Raw genomic sequence first — 17,262 nt, forward strand, 5'->3', positions numbered from 1 at the left:
ATGCCGAAGGCCCCCGCCATCCCGGCCAGACCGCATGTCGTCATCGTCGGCGGCGGCTTCGCCGGCCTTGCCTGCGCCCGCGCCCTGGGTGGCGCGGAGATCGACGAGCCGGTGGATCTTGCGCCGCCTGCCGATCCGAAGAGCCGCCAGACGGACCGGCACGAGAACGGCGGGTGATTTGCGCGGCAGCGCGGCCCGCCGGGGAACATAACCGCCTCCCGCGGGTTGGCAGGCGTCAACAAACCAGGAGGACTGTTCATGACCTGCCACAAATTGCTTCTCGCCGCCTCGCTGTCCCTCGGCCTCGCCACGGGGGCAGTCGCCCAGACCAGCACCGATCCCGCCATCGGCGGTGCCGGCAATCTGCCGATGGGCTGGGACGGCGCCATCGGCGATGCCTTCTTCAGCGACACGCAGACCGGCACGCTGCGCTCGGAAGACGAAGCCCGGGCCAACTGGGATACCCTGTCCAGCGAGCAGCAGGCCCAGGTCCGCTCCCATTGCGTCAGCGTCGACACGGCGGGCGCCACCACCCTGCCGGACACCGGCAGCGACGTGACCGGGTCGACCGGCGCCACCGGCGACCAGCCGCCGGCCGGGACGGACCTGCCGGGTGCGGGTGCCGGCGCCGACTACACGGCGTCGATTCAGCAGGTCTGTCGCTGGATCGAGCAGTAACCGCTGCCGGCCGGACCGGCCGGCCCTGTCTCCGGCGCCGGGAGTGATGGTCCATGGGATCCGGTTGCGACGTTGACGGCGCCTCGAGCCGTGGCCCGCTGGTCACCTGGGGCTGCGAGGACATGCCCGGCCATGCGCTGCACACCCATGTGGCGCTGGCCCGGCATGCGGCCGACCTGCTCCAGTGCCGCTATGACGGGCGGCTGGAGGACTTTTGCGGCGAAGAGCTGCCCTACTGCATTCCGCGCGGCACCCTGTGCGGCGCGGAGTGCCGTCAGGTGTTCGCAAGCGCGCGCCCCGACCCGCGCCGGTTCCTCGGCGGATGGGTGCCCGCGCGCCTGCTCGCGACCAAGGCCATCGTCCATCCGCTGGCGCCGGGGGAAGAGCCGCCGGACGGCTGGCCCACGGGCTTTGCCGAGGCGGCGCGCGACATCGTCCTCGACGGGGCGACCGCGTTCACGGCCGAGGGGGCGGCCCGGGCGGGAGAGGGTCTGCTCGCCAAGGGGCCGGTGCGGGTCAAGGCGGTTGGGGCGAGCGGCGGCAGCGGGCAGTTCGTGGCGAGGTCGGCGGAGGACCTCGACCAGGTTCTGGCGCGGGCGCAGGACGACGGGCTCATCGCGGGCGGCCTCGTCCTGGAGGAGCACCTGGAGGACGCGAAGACCTACAGCGTCGGCGAGATCGTGCTCGGCGATCTCAGCGCCGCCTATGTCGGCCTGCAGGAAACGACCGACAACAACCACGGCGAGCGGGTCTATGGCGGTTCGCGGCTGTTTCTCGTCAGGGGCAGGTCTCCGCAATTGCTGAAACTGGTTTCGCCGGAGGTGGCGACCCTGTGCCTGACCGGGCTGAAGTTCGACCAGCTTGCCGAGCGCGAGTTCGGGCTGGTCGCCTCGCGGCGCAACTACGACGTGATCGTCGGCACGGACCACGGCGGGCGGCGGCGCTGCGCCGTGCTCGAACAGTCCTGGCGGGTCGGCGGGGCCAGCCCGGCGGAACTGGTGGCGCTGGAGGCCTTCGCGAAGGATCCGGCCCGCCGGCATGCCGTCGCCGCCTCGGTGGAACGATACGGCGCGACGGCGGTTCCCCCGGAAGGGGCGAGACTCTATTTCCACGGCACCGATGCCGCTGTCGGGCCGATGCTGAAATATGCCGTGGTGCAGGGCGAAGAGCGTTGAGAAAGACCGATACCCGGATCGAGGTGGCCGGTGTCCGGCTTGCCGGCCACATCTTCGAACCGCGCACCGGCTGGCCGGGCGTGCTCTTCGTGCACGGCTGGGCCGGCAGCCAGACGCGCGACGAGAAACGCTCGCGGGCGATCTCCCGGCTCGGCTGCATCTGCCTGACCTTCGACATGCGCGGCCATGGCGCGACGGATCTCGACCAGGCGCGGGTCAGCCGCGCCGACAATCTCGCCGATATCTGCGCCGCCTATGATGTCCTCGCCGCGCATCCCTCCGTCGATGCGTCATCGATCGCCGTCATCGCCAGCAGCTACGGTGCCTATCTCAGCACGTTCCTGATCTCCTCGCGCCCGGTGCGCTGGCTGGCCCTGCGCGTTCCCGCGCTCTATCGCGACGAGGACTGGGACACGCCCAAGCGGTCGCTGGACCGGCGCGACTTGCAGGATTATCGCAGCCGGCAGGTGCCGCGCCACGCCAACCGGGCCTTGCGCCACTGCCAGGACTTCGCCGGCGACGTCTTGATCGTGGAATCGGAGAACGATCACCTGGTGCCGCATCCGACCATCGCCAGCTATCTGGCGGCCTTCGGCAATGCCTGCTCGATCACCCACCGGATCATCAAGGGGGCCGACCACGCCCTGTCCGACGCCGAAAGCCGGCGCTCCTATGACGAACTCCTGATCCGCTGGATCCGGGAGATGGTGCTGAGCGCGCGCTGACCGGCCTCGGCAAGGCCGCCCCGCGGCGCGTCAGTCGGCGTCCTGCTGGTCCGGCAGGCGCTCGGGCGGGATCACCGGCGTTTCTCCGATGTCGGGCGGCGGCTGGATGATCTCGGCATCGCCGGTGGGCGGCGGCTCGAGCACGCCGTCGCAGGCGCCGAGACGGTCCGACAGGGTCTTCTCGCCCTCGCCGGGCACCAGCCGGCAGCGCTCCTCGTTCTGAGCCTGCGCCTGCGTCTCCGGCTTCGGTTTCGGCTGGCCGCTCGCCGGCATGGCGAAGGCCAGAAGCAGCGCCAGGCCGAGGGCTGTCGCGGCTGTCCTGCAGGTCATGGCCGGTCTCCTTCGTGTCACGGCTTTTGCCCTTCCATCCTCCCAACGCCCCCCCTCCCAACGTCCCGCCGCCGCGCGGTGTTCCGCCGACCCGGAACAAGTCCGGCCGCCGGCGGTTGGGCGGCATCCCACCACCGCAGGAGATCCCGATGAAGACCCTCATGATAGCAAGCCTGCTTGCCGCGACGGCGCTGCCGGCCTTCGCCCAGGATCAGAACCAGAACCAGAACCAGAACCAGAACCAGGGTCAGGATCGGGCGCAGGCGAGCGCGACCTTCGTCAACCAGGCGGGCGAGGAAAACGGCAAGGCGACGCTGACCGAAACGCCCGGCGGCGTGCTCATCGAACTCGAGGTCACCGGCCTGCCGGCCGAGCAATGGGTGGCGTTCCATGTGCACGAGACCGGCACCTGCGATGCGCAGACCGGGCACGAGTCCGCCGGCGGCCACTTCAACCCCACCGACGCCAGTCACGGCTATCTCGCCGAAGGCGGACCCCATGCCGGGGACATGCCCAATCAGTGGGTGGATGCGGGCGGCACGCTGCGCGCCCAGGTCTTCAACGCCATGGTGAGCCTCGACGGCGACAACGCCATCCGCGGCAGGGCGCTGATGATCCATGGCGGCGAGGACGATTATATCAGCCAGCCGACCGGCGATGCCGGCGACCGTCAGGCCTGCGCCGTCATCGACTAGCCGGCCGGGGCGGGGCGGGCCTGTCGGGAGTGCGGAGGCCGAACGGAAATCGGGGGCGCGGGGAACCATGACCGCGGTGCCACGTTGGGTTGGGGAGGGCGTAAGGGGGCCAGCCAGCTAGGTCGTGAACTCATGATTGTGCCGGAAACGGCGTCTGGCCCGGCAAGGATATGCCAGGAGGAGCGCGATGGTCGGGGCAGGTCCCCCGGCCGAGCGGTCCGACGCCGCAGATCAAAGCCGGGCAGGCGCCCTTCGGGTCTGTGCGAACCCGTCGGCAACGGCGTCGGAAGCCCTTGAAAATCTGATGGTTTCCTGAGGTCTTGCTGCTTGTATCCAGACAGGTTCGCGCAGACCGTTTCTCGCCGGAATTATGAGTTCACGACCTCGTGCAGACGAGGAGGGAACCCGATGCCGGGGATGCCCAAGCGTGCCGGCCTGAGTGGTCCGCAAACCGAGATCGTTCACCTCATTCCCGCCTTGCGGGCCTTCGCCAGGACCTTCTACCGCGAACCCAGTCCCGCCGATGATCTCGTCCAGGAGACGCTGACGCGGGCGCTTGCCAGCATTCACCAGTTCAGGCCAGGGACGAGCATGAAGTCGTGGCTCTTCACGATCATGCGGAACACGTTCTACACCAAGATCAAGATCGAGACGCGCGAGGCGCCGGGCGCGGCCGACTGCGTGTCGCTGCGTCCGGCCGCCGATCCGACGCAGGAATGGTCCTGCCGGGGGCGCGAGATCGCTCAGGCGATCGAGCGCCTGCCGGAGCAGCAGCGGCAGGTGCTGGTGCTCATCGGCCTGCGCGGCGTCTCCTATGAAGAGGCGACGGCGATCTGCGGCTGCGCCATGGGAACGGTCAAGAGCCGGCTCAACCGCGCCCGCCACCGGCTTCTGGAAGAGCTGGGCGAGCGGTCGCCCAATTCCTCGCTCGAACACGACGCCAGCCATCCGGTCGCCTCTCTCGACGGCCTCTCGCGCCACGGCTGAGGCGGCGGAAGGGGACAGCCTCCGGCGGCAACAGCCGGCAATGGGCGCCGCGGCACAGGTCTGCCCTGGCTGCGCCGGAACCATTTTTCCTCCCGATGGTTGATCATAAGGGCTGGCGGCGGCGTGCCGCGAACCGGCCGCGACCGGTTCGCAGGAGAGAAGGGGAGAGACCCGATGGCAAACGCGAGCAGGAAGCACATGGGCGTCGGTGCCCAGGGCAAAGGCAGCGGCAGCGGCGCCCGCACGCTCACCGACAAGGATCGCCTCGGCGACAACATGGTCCTGTCGAACCGCGACAAGTCGCGCCACGCCAGGACCCGTGGTCTCGACAGCAAGCAGGTGCAGACCGACCAGCGGCATGACCACAAGGCCAACAGGATCGGCGGGGAGCCTTGAGAGCAGGAGAAGGCGGCCCCGGCCGCCGGCACGACGAACCGGAGCCCCTGGCGCGGACGGAAGCCTTTCGCGCTGCGCCGGCGCCGATCCTTGCCGAGGGGCGCAACGTCTGGCGCCGGGCGCAGGCGCGCCGGCTGGCCTTCCTGATCGATGGCGAGGCCTATTTCCGGTGGCTCGACGCCGCCTTGCGGGCCGCTCGTCGCTGTATCTGGATCGTCGGCTGGGACTTCGATCCCGAGATCCGCCTGCGCCCCTGCGACGAGGCGGCGGGCTCGCTCGGCAGCCGGCTGCGGTCATTGGCCGAGTCGGTTCCCGGGATCGAGATCCGCATCCTGGTCTGGGGCGAGGGGCCGGTCTATTCGAGCGGCCGGATCCCGCTGTTGCAGGAAACCGACTGGCACGAGCATCCCCGCATCGGCCTCGTCTACGACTTCTCCCATCCCCTTCGCGCCTCCCATCACCAGAAGCTGGTGGTCATCGACGACGAGATCGCCTTCGTTGGCGGCATCGACCTGACGGGAGGGCGCTGGGACACGCGCGCGCATCTGGCGAGCCACCCGTCCCGCCGCCGGCCCGACGGCACGCCGTATGGGCCGCTGCACGACATGCAGGTCGCGGTCGCGGGGGAGGCGGCCCGGCTGGTCGCGGAGGTGGCCTGCCGCAGGTGGCGCTCTGCCACCGGCACCGAGGTTGCGCCCGGCACGGCCGGCGCGTCCCTCTGGCCGGCGGATCTTGATCCGGATCTGCGTGACTGCGAGGTCGGCATCGCCCTGGCGGAGCCCGGCGACGGCGAGCGGGCGCGGCGGACCGATACCGTGCAACTGACCTGCGATGCCATCGATGCGGCGCGGCGGTTCATCTATATCGAGACGCAATATCTCGCCTCCTCGCGCGTCGTCCGTCACCTGTGCGCGCGCCTGCGCCAGCCCGATGGTCCGGAAGTGGTCATTCTGGTGACGCGCGACACGCGCGGCATTCTCGAGCAATGGACGATGGGCTACGGGCGCACTCTGGCGATCCGCCGGTTGCTCAGGGCGGGCGGCACCGAGCGGCTGCGCATCGGCTATGCCGTGGTGCCGGACGGGGAGGGGAAGGATAGCGAAGTCCTCATCCACGCCAAGCTGATCATCGTCGACGATCGCTTCGCCCGGGTGGGCTCGTCCAATCTCAACAACCGGTCGGGAGGGTTCGACACCGAATGCGACGTGGGCGTCGAGGCGCACGGCGAGGAGGCCCGGCGGGCCATCGCAAGGCTTCGCAACTCTCTGCTGGCGGAGCATCTGGATGCCGATCCGGACGTGGTCGAGGGCATCGTTGCGCGAACCGGGTCGGTCGTTGCCGTGATCGACGAACTCAACGTCAAGCCGCGCGGCCTGCGGCCCTATTTCGCCGATCCGCGCAAGCGGGCGGGCCTGCTGCATCTGGGATCGGGCATCCTTGATCCGAAGCGGCGCTACTGGCCGTTGCAGCGGGTCGGCGAGGTCGGGCGCTCGGCCGCCCTGCGGGTCGCCGGGGTGCTGAAGACCTGGTTCGGGATATCGTGATCGGCATGACCCGTCCCTTGCGCGTCCTCTCCTACAATGTGCATGGCTGCGTCGGCGGCGACCGCCGTCTCGATCCGGGGCGGGTGGCGGAGGTGATCGCCGAGGCCCGCCCGGACATCGTCGCCCTGCAGGAGCTCGATGTCGGCCGCTCCCGCAGCGGCGGCATCGATCAGGCCCACCATATCGCCGCCGCGCTGGAGATGACCTCGGTGTTCCATCCGGCGATGCATGTCGCCGAGGAAAAATACGGCGACGCCATCCTGACGGCGCTGCCGATGCGCATCGTCCGCACCGGTGGGCTGCCGTCGGTCGGCGAGCCGCGCGGCGCGATCTGGTGCGAGATCGAGGCCGGCGGGCGGTCGCTGTTCGTCTTCAACACTCATCTCGGGGTCCTGCGCCGCCAGCGGCGGCAGCAGGTGGCGACCCTTCTCGGCGAAGACTGGCTGGGCAATGCCGCCTGCGCCGGGCGGGACCTCATCGTGATGGGGGATTTCAATTCGATCCCCTCCTCGCCGGCCTTCGCGCGGCTGGCCTCGCGCCTGGACCTCGCGCGCCGGCCGGACGGCCGCCTGGCGGGGCCGACCTTTCCCGCCCGTCTGCCGCTGCTGCGGCTCGACCATATCTTCCTGTCCGGGGGGCTGCGCTGTCTCGACGTGGAGGTGCTGCGCACGCCGCTGGCGCGGATCGCCTCCGATCACCTGCCGCTGCTGGCGAGGCTGGAGAGTGTCGGAGAGGCGGGAGGAGAGGCCGGGGAAGACGTCTGAGAGCGGCCGGCGGCCTGAGACCGCCAGCCGTTTCCGTGATGCGCTTGCCGTCAGGCCACTTGCCGTCAGGCCACGTCGCTCTGCGCCGGCACCGGATGCGGGCGGACGCGCAGGTTGTTCTGGACATGGGTCACGCCGGAGACCGATTCCGCGCAGTCCTCGGCGCGGCGCTTGTCGTGGCGGTGATCGACGAGGCCGCTCAGCGTCACCTCGCGGTCGTTGACCTCGACGGCGATGTTGGTGGCGTCGAGATAGGGATCATCGCTCAGCCGGTCGTGGACGTCCTCGCTGATCCGGGCATCCGAGCGCTTGTAGCCGCGCGGGCCCTTGCCGCGATGCTTGTCCCTCTCGCGCCGCCGCTCGGCGTCCTCGTCGCCGAACCACGAGGCGACCTCGTCGGTCGCCCGCTCCAGGAAGGCGCGCCGGTCGCCCCGCTCGCGCGCGTCGTCGTCCCGGCCGCGCCCGTATCGGTATCCGCCGCCGCGCCAGGGATCGTCGCGCCGGTAGTCGTCATAGTCGCGGGCGTCATAGTCGCGATAGCGCGGATGCGGATAGAGCGCCTCGCCGATCAGCGGCGAGGGGCCATAGAGCGCGCCGATGCTCGGATACGGCACCCGGTCATCCCGCTCGTCGGTTCCCCAGACTTCCCTTGCCCAGTTGTCCTTGGCCCAGTTGTCCCTGGCCCAGTCGTCGCGGCGGGAGGGCCCACGCCACCTGACGTCCCGTCGCATGTCGCCATTGGGATAATACGGCATCCTTGCCTCCTTGGTTGCTGCGCGTTGGTTCGCGGATAGTGGAGAAACCCGCCAGGGCGGCGGATTGTTCCTGCGCGGCGCACGCAGAACAGGGCGTTCGGCAGCGCCGCCGGGTGCCCTCGGCTCGCCCCCCCTCTCCCGTCCTCCCGGGACCGATGGCCGCGCGGAGGCCGCGGAGCGGCCTTGCGGAACAATCGGCGCGCGCCGGCGGTTCGTGGGTAGGCGCAGCCGTGCTCCGCCTGGCTGCGGCCCTCCCTGTCACGGACCGACAACCCCGGAGAACGAGATGAAGATTTCAGAGATCATGACCAGCGACGTGGAAATCGCCAGCCCGGAGGACACGCTGGAACAGGTTGCCCGGCGGATGGCGAGCCAGGACATCGGCTTCCTGCCGGTCGGCGAAAACGATCAGCTCGTGGGAATGGTGACGGATCGCGACATCGCCGTGCGCGGCGTCGCCCGCGGTCTCGACGGGGGCGGGCGCGTGCGCGACGTCATGTCCCGCGACGTGAAATACTGTTTCGAGGACGACGAGATCGAGGACGTCATCATGAACATGGGCGACATCCAGGTCCGCCGCCTCGTCGTGCTGAACGCCGACAAGCGGCTGACCGGCGTGGTCTCGCTCGCCGATGCGGTGCGCCAGGATCAGGCGATCACCGGCATCGGTCTCAGCGGCGTCGTCCGCCCCGGCGGCTCGCACAACCAGGCGGCCAACTGACCGGCCTGAACCTGAAGCGGGGTGGGAACCGGGCGGGAACGGATCCGTCTTCGGCGCCGGCTCCCCCCAGGTCTCCCCCCAGTCTCCCCCCCCAGTCTCCCCCCAGGTCCCCTTAGCCCCCCCCAGTCCCGATATCCGGTCTCCCCCCCCCTCTTGCGTCAGCCGCCGACGACCGGAAGCACTTCCCCGGTGATGTAGCTGGAACAGTGCGGCGAGGCGAGGAACACATAGGCGGGGGCCAGTTCCTCCGGCTGCGCCGGCCGCTTCATCGGCACCGAGGCGCCGAACTCGGCGATCCTGTCCGCCGGCTGGTCCGACGGGTTGAGCGGCGTCCATACCGGGCCGGGGGCGACCGCGTTCACCCGGATGCCGCGCGGCAGGAGCTGGGCGGCCAGCGACTTGGTGAAGGCGTGGATGCCGCCCTTGGTGATGGCGTAGTCGAGCAGTTGCGCCTTGCCTTCCAGCCCGACCACCGAGCCGGTGTTGATGATCGCCGCGCCGGTCTTCATGTGCGGCACCGCCTCGCGGCACATGTGGAACATGCCGTGCAGGTTGGTCTGGATCGTCTCGTCGAAATGCCGGGTCGACAGGTCCTCGATCGCCTCGGCATGGATCTGGAACGCCGCGTTGTTGACGAGGATGTCGAGACGGCCGAACGTGTCGACGGTCTTTGCGACCAGTTGCGCGCAATAGTCGGGATCGCGGATGTCGCCCCGGCTCATCAGGCAGCGGCGGCCTTCCTTCTCCACCATCGCGGCGGTGTCCTTCGCGTCCCTGTCCTCCGTCAGATACGAAATGACCACATCGGCGCCTTCGCGGGCGAACAGAATGGCGACGGAGCGGCCGATGCCGGAGTCCCCGCCGGTGATGATCGCCACGCGGTCCTGCAGCTTGCGCGAGCCCTCGTAATAGGGGGCATCGCACATGGGGACCGGATCGAGCGCCCATTCGGCGCCGGGCTTGGGCTGGTGCTGTTCGGGCAGCGGCGGCTCGGGATAGCGCCTTGCGCCGGCCTGCATCGCCCCGTCGCGCCCTTCAGGCGTCGTGCCGCCCGGCTCGTCCTGGATTTCGCGCTGACGCTGCGCGGTTGCCTCGGTGGTGGTCCTGCGGTTCGGTGTCGCCATGTCGTGCTCCTGCGGATCGGGTGTTCACGACCTGGAACCGCAGGGTGTGGGCCGATGTTCCCTTGCTCGCCAGACTGGAAAACGAGCCTATGGAAAGAAGAGGATTCTGTAGTACATTTCAGCGGGGTTGGGGGGTGAACGTCCAGAGAGAGGGGTGCCGACTGCCGATCGCGCGGGCTGCAAGGCGCGCCTCGGCAGGCACTGGGATCGTTTGCGCAAGCTGTCTTCCGGATGGCCGTTTCGAATTCCGACGGCGTCGATCACGTCCTATCTGACGTTTCTGGCGGCGGCGATCGCCATGCCCTTGATCGCGTTCGCAGCGTTCCTGTTCACCGAAATCGAGACCAGCGACCGCGACGCGCTGCGCGCCAAGACCGCGGCCGACGCGCGCACCCTCGGGCGCATCGTCGAGCGCCACCTGCACGACATGACCTCGACACTGCGGCTGCTGGCCGTCTTCCCCGAGCTCGAGCAGGGCGACCTTGAGGGTTTCCAGAGCCGCACCCAGCACATTCTGTCCTCGCACTTCCTGTATCTGCTGCTGGTCGACGAGAGCGGCCAGCAGCTCCTCAACACCCGGGTGCCCTATGGCGCGCCGCTTGGCCCGATGTCGGACATGCTGTCGCTGGAAGCAGCGCTCGCCAACGGCCAGGTCTCCGTCTCCAACATGTTCTTCGGCCAGACCGGCCAGGAATGGGTGTTCAACGTCACCCTGCCGCTGCCCGAGACGTTGCGGCATGTCGGCGCTGCCCTGATCCTGACCCAGGGCACACAGCAGATTGAGGCCGTGCTGTCCCGGGAACTGATCCCGGCCGGGTGGAATGTGACCGTCGTCGACCAGAAGGGACTGGTCATCGCCTCCAGCGGAACGGATGGCCCGCCCTCCGCCACGCCCTTCCCGCACCATCCGCATGACGGCTTCCGGCGCTTCAGCGACGCGGTCGAGTACCGGCAGGACGGCGAGGTGATGGTGAGCGGCTATGCCCGGCTCACCGCCTTTCCCTGGGTGATCGTCCTGTCGGGGCCGCTTGCCGCCGTGCAGTCATCGGTCGTGACCTGGAAGCTGCTGGTCTTCGGCAGCATCGCCCTGATCGCGCTGAGCATGCTGATGGCCTATCTGGTGGCCCGGCATCTCGGCCGGTCGATCACCGGCCTGTCGCGGATGGCGGAGCGGATGGGGCGCGGCGAGGTCGTCGCGCCGCTGGAAACCCGGGTGATCGAGGTCAACCAGATCTCCATCGCGCTGTGCAACGCCTCCTTCGACCGCAGCGAGGCCGAGAGCCGCGTCCATCTGCTGCTGCGCGAACTCGTCCATCGCACCAAGAACGTGCTGACCCTGGTTCAGGCGATCCTGCGGCAGATCGCGCGCCAGTCCGCCACCAAGGAGGAGTTCCAGGAGGCGGCCGACAGCCGGCTGCAGGGGCTGGCCCAGTCGGTCGAGCTGCTGGCCCAGGAAAACTGGTACGGCGTGTCGCTGCGGGAACTGATCGACCAGCATCTGTCGACCGTCGGCGTCTCGCTTGAGCAACGGGCGATCGCGGGCGAGGATTTCGTCCTTGGCGTCAGCGCGGTTCAGAATCTCGGGCTGGTGCTGCACGAGCTTGCCACCAATTCCATCAAATACGGGGCGCTGCAGAGCCCGCAAGGGTGCATCCACATTTCCTGGTCCTGTGCCGGCAGCCGCAGGGACGAGCCGGCGGTGCTGCTGGAGTGGCGGGGGGGGGGCGGCCCGCCCGTCGCGCCGCCGCAGCGGAGCGGCTTCGGCTCGATCATCATCGAGCGCCACGCGGCGGCTGCCTTCTCCGCCGGGGTGACGCTGGAATACCGGCCGGAGGGCCTTTACTGGGCGCTGCATGCGCCCTGGTCGGCGCTGCGCAAGGAGGGGACCACCAATCCGCTCGACGCGGTAGCGGAGAACCTTGCCTCCAAGGCGGCCGAGTAGCGGCGGGGGGCTGAACCGGCCATCGCGCTCCTCCCGGCGAGCGTCTCCGACCTAATGCTCCGGCGGACGGGTCCGGTCGCCCTCGGTCGCGGACTTCTCATAGAGCTCCTGCGTCGCCTGGTCCCTCTCCCGGCGTTCGCCCCGCGACAGTCTGCGCCGGCGAAGCAGCACACGGATCAGAAGCGCTGCGATGATGACGGGTCCGCCCAGGACCACGAGAAGCCAGAGGGTTTCGGCCATATCGATCTCCACGGTGGAGCCGATCCAACCGGCGTCCGGTCGGAATGTTCCCTCGCATGGCGCCCGGAAGAGGGCGGCGCGGCGCGTTTGGCGCCGCCGTCGCAAAATTGGCGGAAATTGAGACGGGTTTTTGCAAAATCCGTCTCAATTTTTGCAAGCCGCCCAAAAGCCGCCGCGAGCTGTCTGCAGGCCGGAAAGGGTACCTCCCAGGGCGCCGGGCAGTCGAACTAACTTTTTGCTTTTGCTGATCTTTTCCTAGCGGATCAGCGTCACGTTCTTGGCGCCGGCGAGCCACAGGATGGTGCGCACGATCAACAGGCAGGCGACGACGATCGCCATGATGCAGACCGAAAACGCCGCCGCCTGGTTGAGCGCGCCGCGGTCGGAGAGCTGCAGAACCGAGACGGCGGCAAGTTGCGTCGACGGCGTGACCAGGAAGATCACTGCCGACAGCGAGACCATCGTTCGCATGAAATAGAAGACGCCGACGCCGAGCAAGGTCGGCCACAGAAGTGGCAGCGTCACCTTGCGCAAGGTTGTCAGAGTACTTCCGCCGAGCGTTGTCGAGGCCTCGTCGAAGACGGGGCCGATCTGTTTCAGGCTGGTCGAGGAGATCAGGAATGCATGGGCGTGATTGTAATAGACGCTGAGAATGACGATCAGCGCGAAGCTGCCATAGAGAATGTTCAGCGGATTTGCCGGGTCGTTGAAGGTCAGCACATATCCCAATCCGAGCACCATTCCGGGCACCGCCGCGGGCAGAATCGCCAGCATCGACAGCGGCCCGGTCAGCGGATTCCTGAACTTATGCACCACGATGGCGGTGAGGCCGGTGATCGCGACGCCGAGGATGGCGGTGGCCAGCGAGACGCCGACGCTGTTCCACAGCGGCGCGGTGCCGTTCTGGACGTCGAACTGGTAGTGCCTGAGGGTAAAGCTCATGTTGTAGGGCCACAGCCGGACGAAGCTGGCGAGGACGACGATGGCCAGGACGCTCAGGATGAGAGCAACGATCACATAGGCATAGACGGAAAAGGCGATGTCGCGGCCGCGCGACGGCTTGACCTCGAGCGGCTTCGACTGGGCGGTGACAAGGGCGTGCTGGCGGGCGGAAATCCGCTTCTCGATCAGCTTGGCGAGCACCGCCGGCACCAGCAGGACGATGCCGATCACCGCGCCGAGGCCGAACTGCGCCTGGCCGATCACCTGGTTGTAGACCTCGGTGGCAAGGACGCTGAAATCCCCGCCGATCACCATCGGGTTGCCGAAGTCGGTCATCACCAGGGTGAACACCACGAAGATCGCCGCGGCGAGGCCGAAGCGGGTCGCCGGCAGGGTGACGTCCCGGAAGATCCGCGCCGGTCCCGCGCCCAGCGTCTCGGCGCTCTCGTAGATGCGGGCATCGGCCACCGCCAGCGCCGCGGACAGGATCAGATAGGCGTAAGGGAAGGCGTAGAGCGCATTGGCGATGGTCGTGCCCCAGAAGCCATAGATATCAATGTCGAAGCCGAGGAAGCGGTTGAGCGCGCCGTTGCGGCCGAGCAGGAGGATAAGTCCCTGCGCCTGCACCAGCGAGGGGGCGAACAGCGGCGTCAGCACCGCGATCCGCAGGAAGGGTTTCAGCGGGATCGACGCCCGCTGCAGGGCATAGGCGTAGAAATAGGCAAGGCCGACGGCGATCAGCGTCGACGTCAGCGACATCGAGATGCTGTTGCCGACCAGCCGCCAGAAGCGGTCGGCGCCGAAGGTCTGGATGAAATTGCCGAGGCCGAAGCCGGCCGGCGTCTGGAATCCGCGCAGCAGGATGCCGGTCAGCGGCAGCAGCAGGAACAGCAGGATCGGGATCGCGGCGAGGATCGACAGGGCCAGGGTGATCGATCGGTCGCTGGCCCGGCCGGGCAGGTGTGCGGCCGGCCGCGATCCGCTCGCGGTCGTCACGCTCATGACAGAATCCTCAGATCCTCGGCAGAAATGTCGATATTAAGCCGCTCGCCAGGCTCGGGAACCCTCGCCATTCCATGCAGTTCGACCAGGATGCCGGTGCCGGGCCGGGCGTCGGGCTCGACCTCGATGCGGGTGATGTTGCCGAGGAAGGAGACGGTGCGCACGCTTGCCGGCAGGACGTTCGGACCGGTTGCGTCCAGCCCTTTCAGCGTGATCGCTTCCGGGCGGATGCCGAGCGCCGCCACGGGTTTGCCCGCTCCGCCGGCGGCGGTGCGCACCTCGAGCTGTGTGCCGGCGAAGCGGAAGCCGTCCTGCGGGCCCGGATCGAGCGGCAGCACGTTCATCCGGCCGATGAAGTCGGCGACGAAGGCGGTGGCCGGCTCGCGGTAGAGCTGCTGCGGCGTGCCGATCTGCTCGATGCGGCCCTTGCTCATGACGACGATCAGGTCGGCCATGGCGAGGGCCTCCTCCTGGTCGTGGGTGACCATGATGGTGGTGATGCCGAGCCGCTTCTGCACCGCGCGGATCTCGATGCGCAGCTCCTCGCGGACCTTGGCGTCGAGCGCCGACAGCGGCTCGTCGAGCAGCAGGGCGGAGGGGTCGGGCGCCAGCGCGCGGGCCAGCGCGATGCGCTGCTGCTGGCCGCCGGACATCTGCGAGGGCAGCTTCTCGGCCTGGTCGGCGAGATGCACCAGATCGAGCATCTCCTTGATTCGAGACTGCATTCTCGCCTTGTCCCAGCGCCGGCATTCGAGCCCGTAGCCAACATTGCGGGCCGCGGTCATGTTGGGAAACAGCGAGTAGGACTGGAACACGACGCCGAAATTGCGGTTGCGCGCCGGGATCGCCGAGAGATCCGAGCCGCCGAGCCGGATGCTGCCGCCGTCGGCCTCCTCCAGTCCGGCGATGACGCGCAGCAAGGTGGTCTTGCCGCAGCCCGAGGGGCCGAGGAAGCAGACGAAGGAGCCCTGGGCCACCTCCAGCGAGACATGGTCGAGCGCGGTGAGCTTGCCGAAGCGCTTGACGAGATCGTGGATCGAAAGGTCCATGGGGCTTTCCCTGCGGGCGCGATTTTTCAACAGGACTGGCGAGCAGACTGGAGAGCAGTCTGGCGGTGGGGCGGGCCGCACGAGGGCACGGCCCGCCCTACCGCGTCACGAGACCGGGGAGCGCCGGCACCCTCCCGTCGACGGGGGCGCCGGCACGTCCGCGAGACTGGGCTCAAGCCCTTCTCAACGCTCGTATTTTTCCTGCCACTTCTGGATGATCCGGCTGCGGTCGTCGGCCGCGGCCTTGAAGTCGACCGGGAACAGCACCTGCGACACGTCGTCCGGCAGGCCGGCGGAGGTGAAGCGCTCGGGCATCTTGCCGCCCGGCACGGTGACGATGGCCTTCCAGTCATAATAGACGTTGGCGGCCTCCGCGCTCAAGGTCCAGTCGAGGAAGCGCTTGGCCGCGTCCTTGTTCTTCGAGGCAGCGACCAGGGCATTGGCCTCCAGCTCGTTGCCGGCGCCTTCGGAGGGAACAACCAGCGTGATCGGGTAGCCTTCCTCGATGTTCTTGACGGCGCGCAGGGCGAAGGAGGCCCCGACCGTGTATTCGCCGGCCGAGGCGGCGTTGCAGGGCCGCGAACCGGACTTGATGTACTGGGCGACGTTCTGGTCGAGCTTGTCGAGGAACTCCCAGCCCTTCTCCTCGCCCATCATCTGCAGCAGCGAGTTGATCTGGATGTAGCCGGTGCCGGAGCTGGCCGGGTTCGGCATCACCACCTCGCCCTTGAAGGACGGGTCGGTGAGGTCGGCCCAGGAGGTCGGCATGGTCATGCCCCTGGCCTGCAGCCGCTCGTTGTTGACGCAGAGCGCCGCCATGTAGCCGGTGACCGCGAACCACTTGCCGTCCGCATCGCGGAAGCGCTCGGGCACCTGGTCGAGCCCGACCGGCTGATAGGCTTCCAGGCCCTCCAGGATCTCCGGATTGACCATCGAGGTCACGGCGAAGCCCCACAGCACGTCATGCTGCGGATTGGCCTTCTCGGCGATGATGCGCGCGGCGAGGTCGCCGGTCGACAGGCGCAGCAGGTTGACGTTGATGTCGGGCAGGGACTTCTTGGCCGCCTCAAGGAACGCCGCGGCCTCGTCCTCCTCATAGGCCGTATAGACCGTGATCGTGTTGGCCATCGCCGTGCCGGACAGCATCACGGCGGCAAGCGCGGCCAGGGCGGACCTCTTTGTCAGGTGCATCTCGGTTCTCCTCTGTTTGAAAGGCAACATTTTTCTTTTTCCGACATTTAATGCGCAAACAGGGCGGCTTCACAACAGTGTAAATGAAACGCGCCGGTTTTTTTAGCCGCCGAACCGGCCGGCCGGCAAATCCGGCTCAGGCAATGTGCAGCCTGACCGGGGAGGCGGCGAGAATCTGCTGCAGCGCCCCTTGCGGAGCGGCGTCGGTGACGAGGTCGGAAACCTCGGTGACGGAGCCGAGATGCACCAGGGCGGTGCGGTAGAACTTGCTGGAATCGCTGGCAAGCAGGGTCGAGCGGGCCTGGCCGGTGGCGGCGCGGACGATCGACACTTCGGTCTGGTCGTCGTCGCCCATGCCGCCGTCCTCGTCGATGCCGCTGACGGCGATGATCGCCACGTCGAAGCGGAAGCGGCGGATGAAGTCGGCGACGTCCTCGGCCATGACGCTGCCGGCGACATTCTTCACGAAGCCGCCGGGCACGGCGATGGTGAAGTCGGTGCGGTCGGTGAGGGTGACGGCGGCGCGCAGGCTGTAGGTGACGAGTTTGAGGCCGCGCCGCTCGCACAGCGCCTCGGCCACCGCCTCGCAGGTCGAGCCGGCGTCGAGGAACACCGAGGCGCCGTCCGGCACGAGTTCGGCGACGCGGCGGGCGATGCGGCGCTTGACGCTGGCCTGCTCGACCCGGCGCTGCCGGTAGGTCTGGGCGTCGATCGGGCTCGCCAGTGCGACGCCGCCGTGATAGCGCCGCACCCGGCCGCCGGCGGCCAGGTCGCCGATGTCGCGGCGGATCGTCTGCGAGGTCACGGCGAAGCGGGCGGTCAGCTCCTCGACCGAGGCATAGCCGGATTTCTCCAGAAGGCTCAGGACCTGCTGCTGGCGCAGGGTCTTCTTCTTGGTGGTCTCGTCCATCCGGGATCGCCCGCCTGCCTGCCGCCCGCCGTCGTCCGGCGGCGGTGTTCCTGTCGATCGCAGCCGGTCTCGTCATTTTGTTCGAAAACCGA

General features: G+C 68.5%; 19 protein-coding genes. 11 read left to right on the forward strand and 8 right to left on the reverse strand.

Going from position 1 to position 17,262, the window contains the following annotated elements; genetic code table 11:
* The 4 genes from P2PM1_RS04400 to P2PM1_RS04415 all read left to right on the forward strand — a co-directional run bounded on the left by P2PM1_RS04400 (window position 1) and on the right by P2PM1_RS04415 (window position 2,578).
* Window positions 1–177 carry a hypothetical protein gene (locus tag P2PM1_RS04400; RefSeq protein WP_186398259.1) on the forward strand — a complete coding sequence of 59 codons (177 nt, stop codon included), beginning with the start codon at window positions 1–3 and terminating at the stop codon, window positions 175–177.
* An 81-nt stretch (window positions 178–258) separates the two neighbouring features.
* Window positions 259–678 (forward strand): hypothetical protein, encoded by a 420-nt coding sequence (locus P2PM1_RS04405; RefSeq protein ID WP_186398260.1) that lies wholly within the window; start codon window positions 259–261, stop codon window positions 676–678.
* Between the two features lie 53 nt (window positions 679–731).
* The gene (locus P2PM1_RS04410; RefSeq protein ID WP_186398261.1) at window positions 732–1,853 is read left to right on the forward strand and encodes a DUF3182 family protein; all 1,122 of its coding nucleotides are present in this window, start codon (window positions 732–734) and stop codon (window positions 1,851–1,853) included.
* Window positions 1,850–2,578 carry a S9 family peptidase gene (locus tag P2PM1_RS04415; RefSeq protein WP_186388192.1) on the forward strand — a complete coding sequence of 243 codons (729 nt, stop codon included), beginning with the start codon at window positions 1,850–1,852 and terminating at the stop codon, window positions 2,576–2,578. Before P2PM1_RS04410 ends, P2PM1_RS04415 begins: the two co-directional genes overlap by 4 nt.
* A gap of 30 nt (window positions 2,579–2,608) precedes the next feature.
* Here the strand turns inward: P2PM1_RS04415 and P2PM1_RS04420 are convergent, their stop codons facing one another.
* The gene (locus P2PM1_RS04420; protein WP_186398262.1) at window positions 2,609–2,908 is read right to left on the reverse strand and encodes a hypothetical protein; all 300 of its coding nucleotides are present in this window, start codon (window positions 2,906–2,908) and stop codon (window positions 2,609–2,611) included.
* Window positions 2,909–3,057: 149 nt separating this feature from the next.
* Here P2PM1_RS04420 and P2PM1_RS04425 point away from each other — a divergent pair, with 149 nt between their 5' ends.
* The 5 genes from P2PM1_RS04425 to P2PM1_RS04445 all read left to right on the forward strand — a co-directional run bounded on the left by P2PM1_RS04425 (window position 3,058) and on the right by P2PM1_RS04445 (window position 7,294).
* Window positions 3,058–3,603 (forward strand): superoxide dismutase family protein, encoded by a 546-nt coding sequence (locus tag P2PM1_RS04425; RefSeq protein ID WP_186398263.1) that lies wholly within the window; start codon window positions 3,058–3,060, stop codon window positions 3,601–3,603.
* A 408-nt stretch (window positions 3,604–4,011) separates the two neighbouring features.
* Complete coding sequence (locus P2PM1_RS04430; RefSeq protein WP_244301404.1) at window positions 4,012–4,590, forward strand: sigma-70 family RNA polymerase sigma factor; 579 nt, start codon at window positions 4,012–4,014, stop codon at window positions 4,588–4,590.
* 174 nt (window positions 4,591–4,764) lie between these two features.
* Window positions 4,765–4,986, forward strand: coding sequence for a hypothetical protein (locus P2PM1_RS04435; protein WP_186398264.1), 222 nt, complete (start codon window positions 4,765–4,767; stop codon window positions 4,984–4,986).
* Window positions 4,983–6,530 (forward strand): phospholipase D-like domain-containing protein, encoded by a 1,548-nt coding sequence (locus P2PM1_RS04440; protein WP_186398265.1) that lies wholly within the window; start codon window positions 4,983–4,985, stop codon window positions 6,528–6,530. Before P2PM1_RS04435 ends, P2PM1_RS04440 begins: the two co-directional genes overlap by 4 nt.
* Before the next feature lie 5 nt (window positions 6,531–6,535).
* Window positions 6,536–7,294, forward strand: a complete 759-nt coding sequence (locus P2PM1_RS04445; RefSeq protein ID WP_186398266.1) for an endonuclease/exonuclease/phosphatase family protein — start codon at window positions 6,536–6,538, stop codon at window positions 7,292–7,294.
* A 65-nt stretch (window positions 7,295–7,359) separates the two neighbouring features.
* On the opposite strand, the gene P2PM1_RS04450 is transcribed toward P2PM1_RS04445, so the two are convergent.
* Complete coding sequence (locus P2PM1_RS04450) at window positions 7,360–8,049, reverse strand: BON domain-containing protein (RefSeq protein ID WP_244301405.1); 690 nt, start codon at window positions 8,047–8,049, stop codon at window positions 7,360–7,362.
* A gap of 286 nt (window positions 8,050–8,335) precedes the next feature.
* On the opposite strand from P2PM1_RS04450, the gene P2PM1_RS04455 reads away from it, so the two are divergent.
* Window positions 8,336–8,770 (forward strand): CBS domain-containing protein, encoded by a 435-nt coding sequence (locus tag P2PM1_RS04455; RefSeq protein WP_186388187.1) that lies wholly within the window; start codon window positions 8,336–8,338, stop codon window positions 8,768–8,770.
* Between the two features lie 158 nt (window positions 8,771–8,928).
* Here the strand turns inward: P2PM1_RS04455 and P2PM1_RS04460 are convergent, their stop codons facing one another.
* The gene (locus P2PM1_RS04460) at window positions 8,929–9,894 is read right to left on the reverse strand and encodes an SDR family oxidoreductase (RefSeq protein ID WP_186398267.1); all 966 of its coding nucleotides are present in this window, start codon (window positions 9,892–9,894) and stop codon (window positions 8,929–8,931) included.
* Window positions 9,895–10,192: 298 nt separating this feature from the next.
* Between P2PM1_RS04460 and P2PM1_RS04465 the strand changes: the two genes are divergently transcribed.
* Window positions 10,193–11,836, forward strand: a complete 1,644-nt coding sequence (locus tag P2PM1_RS04465; RefSeq protein ID WP_186398268.1) for a sensor histidine kinase — start codon at window positions 10,193–10,195, stop codon at window positions 11,834–11,836.
* Between the two features lie 51 nt (window positions 11,837–11,887).
* Here P2PM1_RS04465 and P2PM1_RS04470 read toward each other — a convergent pair whose 3' ends face one another.
* The 5 genes from P2PM1_RS04470 to P2PM1_RS04490 all read right to left on the reverse strand — a co-directional run bounded on the left by P2PM1_RS04470 (window position 11,888) and on the right by P2PM1_RS04490 (window position 17,170).
* Window positions 11,888–12,076 (reverse strand): hypothetical protein, encoded by a 189-nt coding sequence (locus tag P2PM1_RS04470; RefSeq protein ID WP_186388184.1) that lies wholly within the window; start codon window positions 12,074–12,076, stop codon window positions 11,888–11,890.
* Between the two features lie 255 nt (window positions 12,077–12,331).
* Complete coding sequence (locus P2PM1_RS04475) at window positions 12,332–14,020, reverse strand: ABC transporter permease subunit (RefSeq protein ID WP_186388183.1); 1,689 nt, start codon at window positions 14,018–14,020, stop codon at window positions 12,332–12,334.
* On the reverse strand, window positions 14,017–15,069 hold the full coding sequence (locus P2PM1_RS04480; RefSeq protein ID WP_186398269.1) for a putative 2-aminoethylphosphonate ABC transporter ATP-binding protein: 1,053 nt from the start codon (window positions 15,067–15,069) through the stop codon (window positions 14,017–14,019). Before P2PM1_RS04480 ends, P2PM1_RS04475 begins: the two co-directional genes overlap by 4 nt.
* A 183-nt stretch (window positions 15,070–15,252) precedes the next feature.
* On the reverse strand, window positions 15,253–16,260 hold the full coding sequence (locus P2PM1_RS04485; RefSeq protein WP_186398270.1) for an ABC transporter substrate-binding protein: 1,008 nt from the start codon (window positions 16,258–16,260) through the stop codon (window positions 15,253–15,255).
* 136 nt (window positions 16,261–16,396) lie between these two features.
* Complete coding sequence (locus tag P2PM1_RS04490) at window positions 16,397–17,170, reverse strand: DeoR/GlpR family DNA-binding transcription regulator (RefSeq protein ID WP_186388180.1); 774 nt, start codon at window positions 17,168–17,170, stop codon at window positions 16,397–16,399.
* Window positions 17,171–17,262 lie beyond the last annotated feature (92 nt).

The sequence above is a fragment of the Stappia sp. P2PMeth1 genome, assembly GCF_900185735.1.
In the GTDB taxonomy this organism is placed as follows: domain Bacteria; phylum Pseudomonadota; class Alphaproteobacteria; order Rhizobiales; family Stappiaceae; genus Stappia.

Excerpts from the sequence above, each read along its gene's own strand:
- P2PM1_RS04460 (WP_186398267.1), bottom strand. The coding sequence starts at position 9,894 with ATGGCGACACCGAACCGCAGGACCACCACCGAGGCAACCGCGCAGCGT.
- P2PM1_RS04420 (WP_186398262.1), bottom strand. The coding sequence starts at position 2,908 with ATGACCTGCAGGACAGCCGCGACAGCCCTCGGCCTGGCGCTGCTTCTG.
- P2PM1_RS04455 (WP_186388187.1), top strand. The coding sequence starts at position 8,336 with ATGAAGATTTCAGAGATCATGACCAGCGACGTGGAAATCGCCAGCCCG.
- P2PM1_RS04435 (WP_186398264.1), top strand. The coding sequence starts at position 4,765 with ATGGCAAACGCGAGCAGGAAGCACATGGGCGTCGGTGCCCAGGGCAAA.
- P2PM1_RS04475 (WP_186388183.1), bottom strand. The coding sequence starts at position 14,020 with ATGAGCGTGACGACCGCGAGCGGATCGCGGCCGGCCGCACACCTGCCC.
- P2PM1_RS04485 (WP_186398270.1), bottom strand. The coding sequence starts at position 16,260 with ATGCACCTGACAAAGAGGTCCGCCCTGGCCGCGCTTGCCGCCGTGATG.
- P2PM1_RS04445 (WP_186398266.1), top strand. The coding sequence starts at position 6,536 with ATGACCCGTCCCTTGCGCGTCCTCTCCTACAATGTGCATGGCTGCGTC.
- P2PM1_RS04425 (WP_186398263.1), top strand. The coding sequence starts at position 3,058 with ATGAAGACCCTCATGATAGCAAGCCTGCTTGCCGCGACGGCGCTGCCG.
- P2PM1_RS04410 (WP_186398261.1), top strand. The coding sequence starts at position 732 with ATGGGATCCGGTTGCGACGTTGACGGCGCCTCGAGCCGTGGCCCGCTG.
- P2PM1_RS04430 (WP_244301404.1), top strand. The coding sequence starts at position 4,012 with ATGCCGGGGATGCCCAAGCGTGCCGGCCTGAGTGGTCCGCAAACCGAG.
- P2PM1_RS04400 (WP_186398259.1), top strand. The coding sequence starts at position 1 with ATGCCGAAGGCCCCCGCCATCCCGGCCAGACCGCATGTCGTCATCGTC.
- P2PM1_RS04480 (WP_186398269.1), bottom strand. The coding sequence starts at position 15,069 with ATGGACCTTTCGATCCACGATCTCGTCAAGCGCTTCGGCAAGCTCACC.
- P2PM1_RS04470 (WP_186388184.1), bottom strand. The coding sequence starts at position 12,076 with ATGGCCGAAACCCTCTGGCTTCTCGTGGTCCTGGGCGGACCCGTCATC.
- P2PM1_RS04490 (WP_186388180.1), bottom strand. The coding sequence starts at position 17,170 with ATGGACGAGACCACCAAGAAGAAGACCCTGCGCCAGCAGCAGGTCCTG.
- P2PM1_RS04465 (WP_186398268.1), top strand. The coding sequence starts at position 10,193 with ATGCCCTTGATCGCGTTCGCAGCGTTCCTGTTCACCGAAATCGAGACC.
- P2PM1_RS04405 (WP_186398260.1), top strand. The coding sequence starts at position 259 with ATGACCTGCCACAAATTGCTTCTCGCCGCCTCGCTGTCCCTCGGCCTC.
- P2PM1_RS04450 (WP_244301405.1), bottom strand. The coding sequence starts at position 8,049 with ATGCCGTATTATCCCAATGGCGACATGCGACGGGACGTCAGGTGGCGT.